16 protein-coding genes are annotated in these 13,995 nt (G+C 72.0%); 5 read left to right on the top strand and 11 right to left on the bottom strand.

Annotated features, from left to right (window positions below):
• Nucleotides 1–23: 23 nt before the first annotated feature.
• Complete coding sequence (locus ACWCSD_RS06495; RefSeq protein WP_449913393.1) at nt 24–575, top strand: hypothetical protein; 552 nt, start codon at nt 24–26, stop codon at nt 573–575.
• A 72-nt stretch (nt 576–647) separates the two neighbouring features.
• Here ACWCSD_RS06495 and ACWCSD_RS06490 read toward each other — a convergent pair whose 3' ends face one another.
• Genes ACWCSD_RS06490 through ACWCSD_RS06480 form a run of 3 tightly spaced genes read right to left on the bottom strand, consistent with a single transcriptional unit; the run spans nt 648 to nt 5,208 of the window.
• Nucleotides 648–3,806 (bottom strand): S8 family serine peptidase, encoded by a 3,159-nt coding sequence (locus ACWCSD_RS06490; protein WP_449913391.1) that lies wholly within the window; start codon nt 3,804–3,806, stop codon nt 648–650.
• Nucleotides 3,797–4,648, bottom strand: a complete 852-nt coding sequence (locus ACWCSD_RS06485; protein ID WP_449913389.1) for a hypothetical protein — start codon at nt 4,646–4,648, stop codon at nt 3,797–3,799. Before ACWCSD_RS06485 ends, ACWCSD_RS06490 begins: the two co-directional genes overlap by 10 nt.
• On the bottom strand, nt 4,645–5,208 hold the full coding sequence (locus tag ACWCSD_RS06480; RefSeq protein WP_449913388.1) for an RNA polymerase sigma factor: 564 nt from the start codon (nt 5,206–5,208) through the stop codon (nt 4,645–4,647). The genes ACWCSD_RS06485 and ACWCSD_RS06480 overlap by 4 nt, the downstream gene beginning before the upstream one ends.
• Nucleotides 5,209–5,892: 684 nt before the next feature.
• Between ACWCSD_RS06480 and ACWCSD_RS06475 the strand changes: the two genes are divergently transcribed.
• The gene (locus ACWCSD_RS06475; RefSeq protein WP_449913387.1) at nt 5,893–6,801 is read left to right on the top strand and encodes a hypothetical protein; all 909 of its coding nucleotides are present in this window, start codon (nt 5,893–5,895) and stop codon (nt 6,799–6,801) included.
• A 15-nt stretch (nt 6,802–6,816) separates the two neighbouring features.
• Here the strand turns inward: ACWCSD_RS06475 and ACWCSD_RS06470 are convergent, their stop codons facing one another.
• Both ACWCSD_RS06470 and ACWCSD_RS06465 read right to left on the bottom strand, forming a co-directional pair.
• Nucleotides 6,817–7,170 (bottom strand): YbaB/EbfC family nucleoid-associated protein, encoded by a 354-nt coding sequence (locus tag ACWCSD_RS06470; protein ID WP_358290528.1) that lies wholly within the window; start codon nt 7,168–7,170, stop codon nt 6,817–6,819.
• A gap of 17 nt (nt 7,171–7,187) precedes the next feature.
• Nucleotides 7,188–7,535: a hypothetical protein gene (locus ACWCSD_RS06465; protein WP_449913385.1), complete on the bottom strand. Its 348-nt coding sequence runs from the start codon at nt 7,533–7,535 to the stop codon at nt 7,188–7,190.
• On the opposite strand from ACWCSD_RS06465, the gene ACWCSD_RS06460 reads away from it, so the two are divergent.
• Nucleotides 7,525–7,857, top strand: coding sequence for a hypothetical protein (locus ACWCSD_RS06460; RefSeq protein ID WP_397154754.1), 333 nt, complete (start codon nt 7,525–7,527; stop codon nt 7,855–7,857). The two genes, ACWCSD_RS06465 and ACWCSD_RS06460, sit on opposite strands and share 11 nt — an antisense overlap.
• Nucleotides 7,858–7,944: 87 nt before the next feature.
• Here the strand turns inward: ACWCSD_RS06460 and ACWCSD_RS06455 are convergent, their stop codons facing one another.
• The 3 genes from ACWCSD_RS06455 to ACWCSD_RS06445 form a co-directional block, all read right to left on the bottom strand.
• Nucleotides 7,945–8,307 carry a nuclear transport factor 2 family protein gene (locus tag ACWCSD_RS06455; protein ID WP_449913383.1) on the bottom strand — a complete coding sequence of 121 codons (363 nt, stop codon included), beginning with the start codon at nt 8,305–8,307 and terminating at the stop codon, nt 7,945–7,947.
• A 120-nt stretch (nt 8,308–8,427) separates the two neighbouring features.
• Nucleotides 8,428–8,703 (bottom strand): hypothetical protein, encoded by a 276-nt coding sequence (locus ACWCSD_RS06450; protein ID WP_397154757.1) that lies wholly within the window; start codon nt 8,701–8,703, stop codon nt 8,428–8,430.
• An 80-nt stretch (nt 8,704–8,783) separates the two neighbouring features.
• Nucleotides 8,784–9,050, bottom strand: a complete 267-nt coding sequence (locus tag ACWCSD_RS06445; protein ID WP_397154759.1) for a hypothetical protein — start codon at nt 9,048–9,050, stop codon at nt 8,784–8,786.
• A 169-nt stretch (nt 9,051–9,219) separates the two neighbouring features.
• On the opposite strand from ACWCSD_RS06445, the gene ACWCSD_RS06440 reads away from it, so the two are divergent.
• A complete protein-coding gene (locus tag ACWCSD_RS06440) occupies nt 9,220–10,500 on the top strand; it encodes an esterase-like activity of phytase family protein (protein ID WP_397154761.1) in 1,281 nt (426 codons plus the stop codon).
• Between the two features lie 9 nt (nt 10,501–10,509).
• Here the strand turns inward: ACWCSD_RS06440 and ACWCSD_RS06435 are convergent, their stop codons facing one another.
• From ACWCSD_RS06435 to xylA, 3 genes are read right to left on the bottom strand one after another with little or no spacing between them, the layout of a single operon-like run.
• Nucleotides 10,510–11,613, bottom strand: coding sequence for a Gfo/Idh/MocA family protein (locus ACWCSD_RS06435; protein ID WP_449913380.1), 1,104 nt, complete (start codon nt 11,611–11,613; stop codon nt 10,510–10,512).
• Nucleotides 11,610–12,353 carry a sugar phosphate isomerase/epimerase family protein gene (locus ACWCSD_RS06430; RefSeq protein WP_449913378.1) on the bottom strand — a complete coding sequence of 248 codons (744 nt, stop codon included), beginning with the start codon at nt 12,351–12,353 and terminating at the stop codon, nt 11,610–11,612. Before ACWCSD_RS06430 ends, ACWCSD_RS06435 begins: the two co-directional genes overlap by 4 nt.
• A complete protein-coding gene (xylA, locus tag ACWCSD_RS06425; RefSeq protein ID WP_352357490.1) occupies nt 12,350–13,501 on the bottom strand; it encodes a xylose isomerase in 1,152 nt (383 codons plus the stop codon). The genes ACWCSD_RS06430 and xylA overlap by 4 nt, the downstream gene beginning before the upstream one ends.
• Before the next feature lie 90 nt (nt 13,502–13,591).
• On the opposite strand from xylA, the gene ACWCSD_RS06420 reads away from it, so the two are divergent.
• A partial coding sequence (locus ACWCSD_RS06420) for an ROK family transcriptional regulator (RefSeq protein ID WP_449913377.1) occupies nt 13,592–13,995 on the top strand: 404 nt, incomplete at its 3' end.

Genomic DNA, 13,995 nt, shown 5'->3' with positions numbered 1-13,995 from the left:
CTCAGGAGAGAAGGGCACCGCACGTGCGTCCCGTCACGAAGATCGTCACCGGGCTGGTCATCGCCTTCGGCGCGCTCCGCTTCAATGGCCTCGACCTGCTGTTCGACCCCGCCGGATGGGGCCTGTGCGCCGCCGGGCTGCTCTCGTTGCAGCGACCGGGTGATGCCTTCGCCAGGGCCCGGTCATGGGCGTTCTGCATGGCCCTCGTCTCGCTGGTATCCGTCCTCGCGAGCGGCGCGCGCATGGACGAGCCGGTCAGGCAGCTGATCGGCATCGCCGGCACGGCCGGCCCCCTGATCACGGTCTGGCTGATCGCGGACGCCCTCATGACCCGCATGCGCGCACACGGCGACAACTCCCAGGCCGCCCTGCTGGACGTGGTGCGCTGGGCCGTGGCCGGTCTGGGCGCGGCCGGTCTGCTGGCCGGGTACGGCTACGCCGAGCTGTCACCTGTGCTGCTCGTCGCGTGGTTCGCCGCCCTTGTCGTTCTCGTCGTCGTGCTCTGTCGCTCGGCCGGCCGGCCGTACTTCTCCGCGCCCCTGCCGATCTCCGACGACGAGGTCAGCTCCACGTAGCGCACACACGGGCGGCGGGTGAGTCAGCCGGATGTGCCCGGCCGTTCCCCCGATGGACGGCCGGGCACGGGTTCAGCGCACCGCGTAGGCGCGGGTGATCGTCTGGGTCAGTCCGGTGGTGGGGGTGTCCGTGACGGTCGCGCGCAGGGAGACGAATGCCGCTGTGCGGGGGTTGGCGACCACCGCCAGCCAGCCCTGGGCGGATCGCGTCACCGGGACGGGATGCCAGGTGCGGCCGTCGTCGGAGGAGGCTTCAAGGCGTACCCGTGTGCTCTCCTGGCGGGTTGGGGGTTCGAGGGTCAGGGTGAGGGGGGTGCGGGTGCCCGGACGGGCGCGGTTGTGGTCGTCCAGGGTGGTGGGGGTGAGGCGTACCGCTGCCAGGGACGGCGGGCGGCGGCCGTCGGCCCTGGAGGAGCGGAACGTCCAGACGGATTCCACGGCGGTCGAGAGGGTGGAGTAGGGCACCTGGCGGCGGGCCGACGCTTTCAGGGTGTACGTGGCGGCCTCCGGTCGCAGGGTGGCGTGGAGCACGCAGTCCTTGGGCCGGGCCGTGGCGCATCCCGCCAGGTCGGTCTCCGCCAGCGTCCGGCCGCCCATGGTGAGAATGGCGGTGCCGGTGGCCGCGTCGTCGGCGCCCCTGTGGCCGGCGACGCCGTCGGCGAACAGGTCGCCCACGGGAACGGTCAGCTCGTCACCCGATCGGGTCGCGACGGGCGCGGACGGGCCGGTCACGGCGGCGTTCCACACCTCCGTGGCGCTCCCCCGCTCCAGCCTGACCGGGGCGCCGGCCAGGACGGACGTGCCGACCTCGAACCCGCTGTCCCACACCAGCCCCGGCGTCCGGTAGTGGGTGAGGGTGCTCGGCAGTTCCACGTCCTGCCCGGGGGCGGCCATGATCCCGGGCCTGTCCTCGACGAGCCTCGGACCGAAGTACGGAAGTCCGGTCGCCGCCGCGGCCGCGGCCCGGTACGTCGCCGTCACCTTGACCAGGTCCACGCGCCGGGCGGCGTAGAAGGGGTTGTCCGGGAGCCCGTCGGTGTGGGTGTTCACCAGGTCGTAGACGTACGGGCTCGGCGTGCGGGTCCTGCTCTTCCAGATGTTCCTGCTCAGGAATCGCAGGCCCGGCGCGCGTGCCGGGACGACGTAGGTGTCCCAGCCCGGTGCGGGCCAGCTCGCGAACCCGTAGGACCACGCGCCGTCGGCCAGTTCGACGTCGAGCTCGTCACCCGGCGCGGCGTCCGGGTCGTCCACGCTGAAGCCGGCTCGCCTGCCGTCGCGGGCGTCGATGGTCACCTGCCGGTCCTGGTCGAGATCGAGCCGGGCGTGGGCCAGGGTGTCTCCCGCGTCGTAGATCTCGGCGTACAGGTTCCACTCGCGCTCGGGCAGCCTGAGCCGGGCCGTCCCGTCGACGAGGGGCACGTCGCGGCCGGCGCCCGTCCGCGCGTCGTACACCTGGATGAAGCCCGATTCGGCGGGCCGGCCGGCCCGGTCGAGCGCCTTGACGGTCACGTTGTGGGACTCGGGCTCGACGTACGCGCCGGCCAGGGTGCGGATCACCGTGTCGCCCGACCTGGCGGTGATCGTCACCGGATGCTCGCCGGACGCCTGGTCCTTGGCGTCGATCGTCACAGTGACCGTCGCCTGCCCCTTGGCGGGCACCTGGAGACGCCGGTCGGACAGCCGCACGACCTCGCCGTCGGCGGTCAGGTCGAGGTCGACGGGGGTGTCACCGGCGTTGTCGTACGTGACGGTCCCGGTGGACACCCGCTCCCCCGTCCCGTCCGAGGGGAAGTACGCCCACACGCGCTCCGGCACGGCGACGACCTGCTGGGCCAGCGCGCGGACGACGTCCACCCGCCCGGCCCCCTGCCGGTACGGCGTCAGGCCGGGAAGCGGCGTGGCGCTGCCCGTCAGCGCGGCCTTGAGCTGTTGCCCGGTCCAGTCGGGATGAAGCTGGGCGAGGATCGCCGCGGCGCCCGCCACGTGCGGCGCGGCCATGGAGGTGCCCGACATCGCCACATGCGTCTCGGTGCCGGTCCCGCCCGCCTTCGCGGCCACGATCCCCACTCCGGGTGCGGTGATGTCCGGTTTGATGGCGTGATCGCCCTCACGGGGCCCGCTGCCCGAGGAGGCGGCGATGCGGTCCTGGTGGTCGACGGAGCCGACGGTGAGCGCGGCGTCCGCGCTGCCGGGGCTGGCGACGGTGGTGCTCTTGTTGCCCGAGGCCGCGACGAACAGCGTGCCGTACCGCTGCGACAGCGTGTTCACCGCCTGCTCGACCGGGTCGAGGTCCAGGGTGTCGGGGGCGCCGAAGCTCAAATTGACGATCTTGGCCTTGACCTCGGCGGCGGCCCACTCCATGCCCGCCAGGATCGCCGACTCGGTCAGCCCGAAGGCGGTGCCGGCCTTCGCGACGGCGAGCTTCGCGCCGGGCGCGATCCCTCGGTACTTCGCGTCGGCCCCCGCGATGATCGAGGCGACGTGGGTGCCGTGCCCGGTGTTGTCGCGGATGTCGGGCTCGTCGGTGAAGTTCTTCTCCTGGGTGACCACGCCTTTCAGGTCGGGGTGGTCGGGGTCGTACCCGCTGTCCAGGACGGCCACCGTGACGCCCTCGCCCGTCATGCCGTGCTTCCAGGCTTCGGTCGCGCCGATCTGCTCGGCGCTCCGGTCGAGGCTGTAGGAGCGGCGGCCGTCCAGCCAGAGCTTGGTGGTTGCGGCCGTCAGGGAGCGCGCGCCGGCCGCCAGGTCCTGCCAGGTTCGCCCGGCGGACGCCTTGACGACGTTCATCGCGCTCATCCCGAGCCCGCCGAGCGGCCGGGCCCGCTCGGTCCCCCGGAGCGCCGGGGCCGTCCCCTGGGACGACTGGACGATCAGCGGGATGTCGGGCCGGTCGGCGTCGCCGTACCGCCAGGCCAGCAGTTGGGTGACGTCGAACAGCCGCCGGTCGAGCAGGTTCGCGGCGACCAGCGGCCGGGCGTCGGACGGGATCACGTACAGGTGACCGTCCTGGACCTGGCCGCTGAACCCCACCCGCCTGCCCGGACCCGGTTGCACGCGGTATCCGCCGCCGCCGGTGACCACCACGCGGTCCCCCGTGATCAGCGTGACGCCGCCCGCCCGGGCCGCGTCCGCGGGCTGCGGAGGGTCGTCCTGACGGTCGGCCGCGGGCACGACGCCGACCGTCGCGGCCACCAGGACGGCGGCCAGCGCCTTGTTCGGGATCACGGGCATCCGGCCTTCTCCTTCAGCGTGCGCACCAGGTCGGCGGGCAGGTCCGAGTCGCTGACCTGGACTGCCGCCTTGCCGGCCATCGTCAGGTAGCCGCCGACGACGTGCATGGACTCCGGGACCGACGCCTTGGTCACCGGCTCGGTCTCCTTGCCCTCGTCCGTCCAGAAGACGGGACCGAGGACGTCGAACGCCTGGATGTCCACCCCCCGGTCCTTGAGCAGGGCGCGCACCTCGCTGACGGGCCTGTTGTAGTACGGCGCGCAGTGCATGGGCTCGCCGGGCACGTCGAAGCCGGTGATGATCTGGTATTCCTCACCGGGACGCGCCTCCCGGCCGAGGACGAGCTCGGCCGAGCCCTTGAAGTCCCGGCGGACCTTGATGCTGATCGGGCAGCCGCCCACCGTCTCGCAGCCTTCCTGACGGTCGATCACCTTGATCCCGTCCGGTTCCACCGTGCTCGGGGCGACCGAGCCGACGTTGCTGGGCGTGGAGGGCAACAGCCGCAGCTTGATGTCGAGCCCGGCCTCGCGCAGCTGCTGCCGGTACACCTCCGGCTTGGCGAACACGTCCTCGACCTCGATGACGAAGTAGCCGCCCTCGTCCTTGACGTCGAGAGCCGAGGCCGAGGCGGGCCCGAGGGTGACGACGACGGCCAGCGACGCCGCGAGGGCGCCCAGCGCGGCCGGCAGCGCGAGCAGGGCGCGCCGCCTCCCGCGCGCGGGCAGGGCCGGAGCGGGCTCCTCCTCCATGATCTTGTACATCGTCTCCCTGGCGCCGGGCGTCAGCCCCGGCCCGGCGGGCGGGGCGAGCCGCCTGACGATGTCGTCGAGCTGCGGGTTCATGAGGTCTCCTTGGCGAGACGGACGGCCCGCGGGCCGTACCGGGCGAGATCGGGGTCGTCGGCGGCGAGCTCGACGGCCAGGCGCTTGCGCGCGCGGTGCAGGCGCTGCCGGACGGCGAGGCGCGAGCAGCCGAGCACCTGCGCCAGCTCGGCGGTGCCGAGCCCCTCCCAGGCGACGAGCGAGAGCACCTCGCGGTCGTCGGCGGACAGCCGCATGAAGGCCGCGCGGGCGGTCTCGGGCACGGCGTCCGCCACCGGGTTCGCCGCCGGGCCGGTCCATTCCGCGAGCTCGGCGCGCAGGCGCGTGGTGAGGGCCGCCCTGCGGGACTCGCCGCGGCGGTGGTTGGCCAGGGTGCGCCGGGCCACGCCGTACAGCCAGAGCCGGGCGCGGTCGCCGGGCGGCACCTCGCCGAGCCGCCGCCAGGCGGTCGTGAACGTCTCGGCGATGACGTCGGCGACGTCGTGAGGGTCGTCGCTGCGCCGCCGCACGTAGCCGGAGACGGTCGCGTAGTGCTCGGTGTAGAGCTCCTCGAAGCGCTGCCGGGGGTCCGGTGGGCCCACGCGGTCATCCCTTCCGTAGGGGTATGTCACAACAAGCAGGTGTCCGGATGGTTCCAGGCGTGACAGACGAACACGGAGAAGGCCGCCTCCGGCTCCGGAAGCGGCCTTCTGGTCGGGGCTGTGTGAGTCCCATGACCGTTGTTCGAGGTGGCGGCGGCAGGCGTCCAGGACCAGGCCGTGGAAGTGGTGGACGGCGTGCTCGGTGACCCGGATCCGGTCGAGGCACACCGTGGAGGGGGCGAAGCCGGGCATGCCGCCGGTGTTGCGCGCTCGTCTCAGGCGGCCGGTCAGGTCGAAGTTCAGGCGTGGTACGGGCACCGGCCACCGTCCCCGTCACGTAGCCGCCCGGCGTCCGCAGGCGGTTCCACGTGACACAGCCACTGCCAGGAACGGCCGAAGATGGGCCGCTGGTCGATGTCGTGCCATTTCGGGTCGGTATAGGCGTCGGCGTGCAGGGACATCGACAGTGCGGGATCGGGGTGGTGTCCGGCGGAGATGTGAGCGAATTCGGGGGTCACCGTACCTCCGACGCAGAACATGAGCCGCATTGAGGCTATTGAGCAATTGCGCGCCGGTTCAGGGCTCAGTTCCGTCGTCTTGTTCCGGCCGGGACTGGCGTAATCAAGAGCATTGGTGGGATGATCCTATGATTATTGCCGATATCAGGAGAAATGGGGTTGTCGAATGAGTCCTTCTTCCCGGGCGCTGCCGATGGCGGGGTTCATGTTCTCCGCCGTCGGGGTGGGCGGTGTGGTTCTGCAGATGTTGAGCGTGGCCTATCCCGACGGCGATCCGGCGAAGGCGCGGGCGGCCGCGGAGTTGTTGCGGCAACTGGCCGGACGCGTGGACGCCAGCCTTGACGACGTGGAGGAGGTCGCGGCCCGGGTCTGGCTGCCGCCGAACAGCGGAGCGGGCATCGACGCGTTCCGGACGTATTTCAACCAGGAGATCGCGCCCTATCCGCCGCGCGTCTCCGCCTACATCCGCGGACTGGCGGACGCGGTCGAGGATTACGCGGAATTGCTGGAACGGACCCAGCACACGTTGCGCACGATGGCCATGATCCAGTGGATCGAACTGCTGATGTTCTTCTGCTGGCCCGCGATCGACAAAAAGGTCCAGGTGCTGATCAACTGGGCGATGCGCAGGTCGCAGGCGCGGCTGCTGCTCAAGATGTTCGAGAACGCCGTGGGGAAGCGGTTCATCTACGCCCTCGGGGGCAGCCTGGCCTACACCGTGCTCGACCAGGCGGTCGTCGACGGGCTCAAGCTGGCGCGCGGCGAGGACACCGGCTCCTGGGGGGACCGCGGCGAGTACATGCTGAAGAACTTCGCGGCGGCCATGGTCTTCTACCACGTGGACCCGGCCAACTTCGGCAAGGCCGCGAACGTGCTGCCGAAGAACCCGGCGGCGCGTAACGCGGTCGTGTTCCTGACCGGGTCCACCATCTTCAGCACCACCGCCAACGCGCTCAACCGGCCGGGCGACGTCGTGGACGACCCGGTCAGCCTGTTGCCGACCTGGCAGCAGATGCTCGCCAAGCTGGGGGTCGCCGCGGGCCAGGACCAGTTCAGGCGGTGGCGCCGGTACTGAGTGCCGGTCACGTCGTCAGTCCCGGGTGAAACGACGGACCTCGTCGGCGAAAGGGGTCAGACCGGTCGTCATCAGGCCGGTCATCTGGGCGGCGAGGTCCTCGGCGGCGGCGTTCGCGGCGGCCAGGACGGCCTCGGCCAGGGCGTCCGCGCCCAGTCGCATGGCCCGCGGATCGATGCGCAGGCCGCCGAGCGCGCCGGTCGGCAGCACCTCGGCCCTCACCTGGCCGTCGGCGGCCTCGCCACGGCCGCGGACGGCGTCGAGGCTCTCCTGCAACTCCTCCAGCGGGCGGATGTCGGCCTGGAACTGGCCGAGGAGCCGGCGCATCTCGTCGTCGAGGTAGGGGGTGGGGTCTTCGGGGGTGGTCATCGGGGGCTCCAGGGGTGTCAGGCGAACTGTCCGTCGGGGGCGAGCTTGGGCGGGTCGGACACTTCGGGCAGGGATGCGATGGTGGCCCAGTTGGCGACGTCGAAGCTGGTCCGCATGTCGGCCAGGCGGTCGGCCACCGCCGGATAGACGTCGCGCAGGGCGTCGACGTAGGTCTCGGCCTTCTCCAGGGCCGTCAAGTAGTTCTTCTTGAAGGTGTTCGCGGTCTCGTCGGTGCCGGCGAAGTCGCCCAGCGCGTCGAGGGCGTCGAGGATGCGGCGGATGTCGGTCGCGTATTCGGTGCGCTCGGCGAGGAAGGCGCCGGCGGCCTTGGTGAAGGCGGTGCCGTGCACCTCGGTGGTCGGCATCCCGGAGCCCTGGGGGGCGGGCGCGGCCGGGGCGGGGGTCGAGGGGGTGGCGCTCGGGGCCGGAGCCACCCCTGAAGGGCTCGGCGTCGCACTGGGGGTGGTGGTCGGGGTCGGGGTGGGTGTCCCGCTCGGGGTTGGCGTCCTGGTCGCAGTCGGGGTCCCGGTCGGAGTCGGGGTCGCGGTGGGTGACGGGGTTGCCGTGGAGGTCGGGGTGGGGGTGGGGTACGGGGTCGTGGGGCTGGGGGTCGGGGGCTCGCTGGGGGTCGGGGGCGTGGGGCTCGGGGCAGGGGTGCCGGTCGGGGTGGGGGTGGGCGGCTCGTAGGTGGGCATGGCGGTTCTCCTGTCGGTACGTGGCCGCCGGCGGCGCACGAGAGTTGTCCACAATACCGACAGGAATACAGGGTAAGGGCTACGGCTCGTATACGGGGGCTAGATCGGCGAAGATGCGGTAGTCCGAGATCAGGCCGTCGTCCCGGGTGCGCCAGATCGACACGGCCACCACCGCGGCGTCCTTGCCGTCGAGCCGCCGGTACGTCACCTCGGTCTCGGCGATCGTGTCGGCCCCGGCCTGCCAGTCCCGGACGATCCGGTGCCGCAGGCCGCCGATGGTCGAGTAGAACGTCCGCAGGCCGGCGGCGACGGCGGCGCGTCCCACCATGGGCTCGGCGTTGCCGAACACCAGGGTGGCGTCCTCGGCCAGCAGCTCGGCGAACTTGTCGGGGTCGAACGAGTCGACCACCTGGAAAACGCGTCGTACCACATCGTGGGGCATGTTGATCATTCCTCACGTGGACGGGGTCGCTGCTGCGGACGATACGTGACGACGCGTTCCCGTGCGACAGGCCGGCGCGTCCGGCGCTTCCGGCACACAGCCGGGCGTTCCGGCGGCTGCTCAGGCGGGCGAGGCCCCGCCGGGACCGGGCGGCGACTCGAAGGTGATCGACACGATGGCGCTGATGGCCAGGTTGTGCTCCCGTACGCCGGCGGTCCGCTCCGAGGACTCGACGGTGACGACGGAGTCGCCCCGGCGGGTGACGTGACCGGTGAAGCAGTCGCCGCTCAGCAGGCGTACCGAGATGACCCGGTTCTCGTGGCGGGCGTTGTCGAGGAGCGCGATCCAGGAGGTGATGAGCCCGGTTCCGGGGGGTTCGAAGGGGTCATGGGTCATGAGCACCCTCCTGCCCCGAACGAAGGGAAGGGAACGGCCGGACCGGGGACCTCACCGGCAGGCAAGGAACCGGGACGGGCTCAGCCCGTGCAGCCCTCGCCCGACAGGGAGCCGTTCCAGGAGAAGGCCGTACGGCACAGGTACCTGCCGGGGTCGGGGCCGGCCGTGATCGTGACGTTGACGTTCACGTAGCCGACGCCCTCGCAGTCCTGGCCGGAGATCGTGCCGTGGTCGATCCGGCCGAGGAAGCAGGTGTAGGCGCCGTCGGCGCGGGCGGCCTGCGCGGGCAGCGGCGAGCAGATGAGCGCCGCCGCCGCGGCGACGGCCGTACGCCGGATGAGGGTCACGGCTCCACGGTAGGAAGCCCCCCGAAGGCCGCCTAGTACGACATGTCACCGATCGTCGTGAAATTTCGTGGGATGTCGTGTGACGAATTCACGCGCCCTTCAACGGCAGGACATCCAGCGCGGATACCTTTCGACCCTTATCTGTAGATTTGCTGCCAAGGGAAGCGTCATGTCTCGTTCGTTCATCGCCATGCTGGCCGTCGGCGCGGCCCTCGCCACCACCGTCGCCGCGCCCGCCGACGCCGCCTCGGGACGGCAGCCGCGCGTCCTGTCCGACGTGACGCTGCCCGCCCCCGACCTGGCCGCCTTCGAGCCGGACATCGTCAAGGACTCCCGCGGCGTCAAGCTGGGCGGCCTCGGCAGCGGCCTGTTCCCGGCCAGGCGCGCGGGCGAGTACTGGATGGTCACCGACCGCGGCCCGAACGGCGAGCCCAAGATCAACGGCGAGAAGCGGCGCACGTTCCCGGTGCCGGAGTTCGCCCCGGCGATCGTCCGCGTGGCCGTGCGGCACGACACGGCGCGCATCGTGGAGAGCATCCCGCTGAAGACCTCCGACGGCACCCCCATCACCGGTCTGTCCAACCAGTCCGGCCACGACGAGATCCCCTACACCTGGGACGGCCTGACGCAGCTCCCCTACGACCCGAACGGCCTGGACACCGAGGACATCGTCACCGACGGCCGCGGCGGCTTCTGGCTGGTGGACGAGTACTCTCCCTCGCTGCTGCACGTGGCGAGCGACGGCCGCGTCCTGGCCCGGTACGTCCCCAAGGGCCTGAAGCTCACCGGCGCCGGCTACCCGGTCCACGAGACGCTGCCCGCGATCCTGGCGTCCCGGCAGCAGAACCGCGGCATCGAGGCGCTCGGCGTCTCGCAGGCCGAGCGCGCCCTGTACCTGGCCGTGCAGAGTCCGCTCGCCAACCCCGACAAGAAGACCGGCAAGGCGTCGAGCACGGCCCGCATCCTGCGGGTGGACCTGCGTACCGGCCGCCCGACCGGCGAGTGGGCCTACACGATGGAGAACGTGGCCGGCTTCGACCCGGCGGCCGAGCAGGGCGACATGAAGATCTCCGCCCTGAACGTGCTGAGCCCCGGCCGCCTGCTGCTCCAGGAGCGCACCGACGCCGTGGCCCGCCTCTACACCGTCGACCTGCGCCGGGCGACGAACCTGCTCGGCGGCCGGCACGACGACCCGGCCACCACGCCCTCGCTGGAGGCGTCGCTGCCGTCGAACGTCACCGTCGCCACCAAGGCACTGGCCGTGGACCTGGCGGCGATCCCCGGCCTGCCCGGCAAGATCGAGGGCGTCGCCCTGCTCGACCCGGTGACGCTCGCCGTGGCCAACGACAACGACTTCGGCCTCGGCACCTTCGACGCCGACGGCCGCCTGGTGGACTCGGGCGTGACCAGCCGGATCCTGACGATCCGGCTGGCCAAGCCGCTCTTCTGAGCCGTCCCGTCAGGACAACGTGCTCGCGTACGGGTCCCAGCCGGCGGGCAGGGGCTCGGGGGCCGTCACGGCCGAGGTGATCGGGCGGAACTCGGCGCGTTCGCCCGACTCGGTGATGGCCGTCATGAGCTCCAGCACGTGCAGCGTCAGCTCGCCCGAGGCCCGGTGCGGCGTGCCCGTGCGCAGCGACCGGGCCAGGTCGAGCACGCCGATGCCGCGCCCGGCCTGGTCGGCGGCGACGGGCAGCTCCCGCCAGTCGGGGTCGTGCGGACCGCGGACCAGCAGCGGGCCGCCGAAGGTGTTGGGGTCGGGCAGCAGCAGGGCTCCTTCCGTGCCGATCACCTCGATCAGCTTGCGGCTGACGGGCGAGTCGAAGCTGAAGGTGGCGGTGGCGGTGGCCGTGCCGGGGAAGTCCAGCAGGGCGTTGACGTGGGTGGGCACGTCCACGGGGAACAGGGTGCCGGCCTTGGGGCCGGAGCCGACGACCCGCTCGGCGCGGGCCCTGCGCGTGCCGCCCGCGACCCGGGCGACCGGGCCGAGCAGGGAGACCAGCGCGGTGAGGTAGTAGGGGCCCATGTCGAACAGGGGGCCGCCGCCGGGCCGGTAGTAGAACTCGGGATCGGGGTGCCAGGACTCCGGGCCCAGGTTCTGGAAGGCGACGGTGATCCCGACCGGCTCGCCGATCAGGCCGGAGCGCAGGGCGTGCGCCGCGGCCTGGAGCCCTGGGCCGAGGAAGGTGTCGGGGGCGCCGCCGACGCGCAGGCCCAGGTTGGCGGCCTCGGCCATGACCTTGGCCGCCTGGTCCATGTCCAGGGCGAGCGGCTTCTCGCCGTACACGTGCTTGCCGGCGCGCAGGGACTCCAGCGCGACGGCCGCGTGCGCGGCCGGGACCGTCAGGTTGACCACGATCTCGACCTCGGGCAGGGCGAGGATCTCGGCCAGGCTGCCCGAGGCGGGCACGCCGTGCTCGCGGGCCGCCGCGGCGGCCCGGCCGGTGTCGAGGTCGGCCACGCCGAGCACCCGCACGTCGGGGAAGGCGGTGAGGTTGCGCAGGTACTGGGCGCTGATCACCCCGGCGCCGACGACCGCGACGCCGACCGGCCCGCCGCTCATGAGCCCTCCAGGCCGGTCAGGTGGGCGTGGCTGTCGGCCAGGGCGGTGAACAGGTCGGTCGCGCACGTGTCGAGCTCGACGATCCGCCAGGCGTCCGGCGCGGCGGCCAGGATCTCGGGCACCGGCATCGCGCCCGCCCCCACCGCCGTGTGCGGCTCGCCCTTCACCATCGGCCCGTCCTTGACGTGCAGCGCGAGCGTGCGCCCGGCCAGGCGGCCGAGCAGGGCGGGCACGTCGGCGCCGCCCACGGCCGCCCAGTACGTGTCGATCTCCAGGAACACCTCGGGGGCGAGCAGGTCGGCCAGCGCCTCGATGGCGTGCCGGCCGTCGATCCTGGGCTCGATCTCCCACCAGTGGTTGTGGTAGCCGATGCGCATGCCGTGCCCGGCCGCCTGCTCGGCCAGGCCGTTCAGCAGGTCGGCGGTGCGCGAGAGGCCGTCGTGGGTGGTGAACTCGGCCTCGGGGACGCCGCCGGGGATGATCACCAGGTCGGCGCCGACCGTGGCGACGGCGTCGAAGACCTCGGCGGGCTCCTGGCTGAGCAGCGCGTACGCGTGCGTGCTGCTCACCGTGAGCCCCAGGTCGTCGATCACCTGGCGGAAGCCCTTGGGGTCGGCGGTCGGGTCGAAGGGCTCGACGGCGCCGTAACCGATGCCGGCGATGCGCTCAAGGGTGCCGTCGCGGTCGGCGGCGAGCTGCTCCCTGACGGTGTAGAGCTGGACGCTGAGCGGCCTGGTCATCCACGGACCCCCATGAGGTGCTCAAGGGCGAGCTGGTTGAGCCGGGTGAAGTGGAAGCCGCGCCGGGCCGCCGCCTCGGGGTCGAAGTCGTCGGCGGCCAGGTCCTGCCAGGTCTCGCCCGCGGCGAGGGTGGGCCGGGCCAGCTCGTCCACGCGGGAGGCGCGCAGGGCCTCCTGGACCTCGGGGTCGGCGCGGAAGGCGCGCGACTTCTCCTTCAGGATCAGGTACGTGCGCATGTTCGCGGCGGCCGAGTCCCACACGTCGTCGGGGTCCTCGGTGCGCAGCGGCTTGTAGTCGAAGTGCCGGGGGCCGTCGTAACCGCCGTTCTCCAGCAGGTCGACCAGGAAGAAGGCGCTCTTGAGGTCGCCGTGGCCGAAGATCAGGTCCTGGTCGTACTTGGGGCCGTGCTGGCCGTTGAGGTCGATGTGGAACAGCTTGCCGTGCCACAGCGCCTGGGCGATGCCGTGGACGAAGTTGAGCCCCGCCATCTGCTCGTGGCCGACCTCGGGGTTGAGGCCCACCATCTCGGGGTGCTCCAGGTCGTTGATGAGCGCCAGGGCGTGGCCGATGGTCGGCAGCAGGATGTCGCCGCGCGGCTCGTTGGGCTTGGGCTCCAGGGCGAAGCGCAGGTCGTAGCCGCGGTCGAGGACGTACTGGCAGAGCAGGTCCAGGCCCTCCTTGTAGCGGTCGAGGGCCGCCTTGACGTCCTTGGCCGCGTCGGACTCGGCGCCCTCGCGGCCGCCCCAGCACACGTACGTGGTCGCGCCGAGCGAGGCGGCCAGGTCGATGTTGCGCATGACCTTGCGCAGGGCGTACCGGCGCACGTCGCGGTCGTTGCTGGTGAACGCGCCGTCCTTGAACACCGGGTGGGTGAACAGGTTCGTGGTGGCCATCGGGACCTTCATCCCGGTCTCGTCCAGGGCCTTGCGGAAGGCGGCGATCGCCTTGTCCCGGTCGGGCTCGACGGCCAGCAGGTCGTCGTCGTGGAAGGTGACGCCGTACGCGCCGAGCTCGGCCAGCCGGTGCACGCTCTCGACGGGGTCGAGCGCGGGACGGCTCGCGTCGCCGAACGGGTCACGGGCCTGCCAGCCCACGGTCCAGAGTCCGAAGGTGAAGCGATCGGCGGGTGTCGGAGTGAAGGATGACATTTGCTGACGTCCCCTACCTTTAGTCCATAATCTGTACATAATCCTGAGGAGGCATGCATGGTGGCGTCAAGGGGGGTCCGGCATGATTCCATGCGTGCCCGCAATCTGGCCGTGGTACTCCAGGCCGTCCACGCGCACGGCCCGCTCACCAGGGCGGCGCTGGCCGAACTGACCGGGCTGACCAAGACCACCGTGTCCAGCCTGGTCGCGGCCCTGCTGGAGGCCGGCGCGGTGAGCGAGTCGGGCGCGGTGCGCGACGGCGAGCGCGGGCGGCCCGGCGTGGCCGTGCGGCTGAGCGGGCACCGGGTGGCCGCGCTCGGGCTGGAGGTCAACATCGACTATCTGGCCGCCTGCGTGGTCGACCTGACCCGGTCCGTACGCCTGCGCCGCATCCGGCCGGCCGACAATCGCGGCTCCGACCCGGCCGACGTGCTGCAACTGCTGCGCGACCTGGTGAAGGAGGTCACCGCGGAGGCCGAGGCGGCCGGGCTGCG

This window comes from Nonomuraea sp. NPDC001684 (assembly GCF_053596515.1).
The sequence above is the reverse complement of the archived record's forward strand: the minus strand, read 5'-3'. Positions and strand labels throughout refer to the sequence as shown.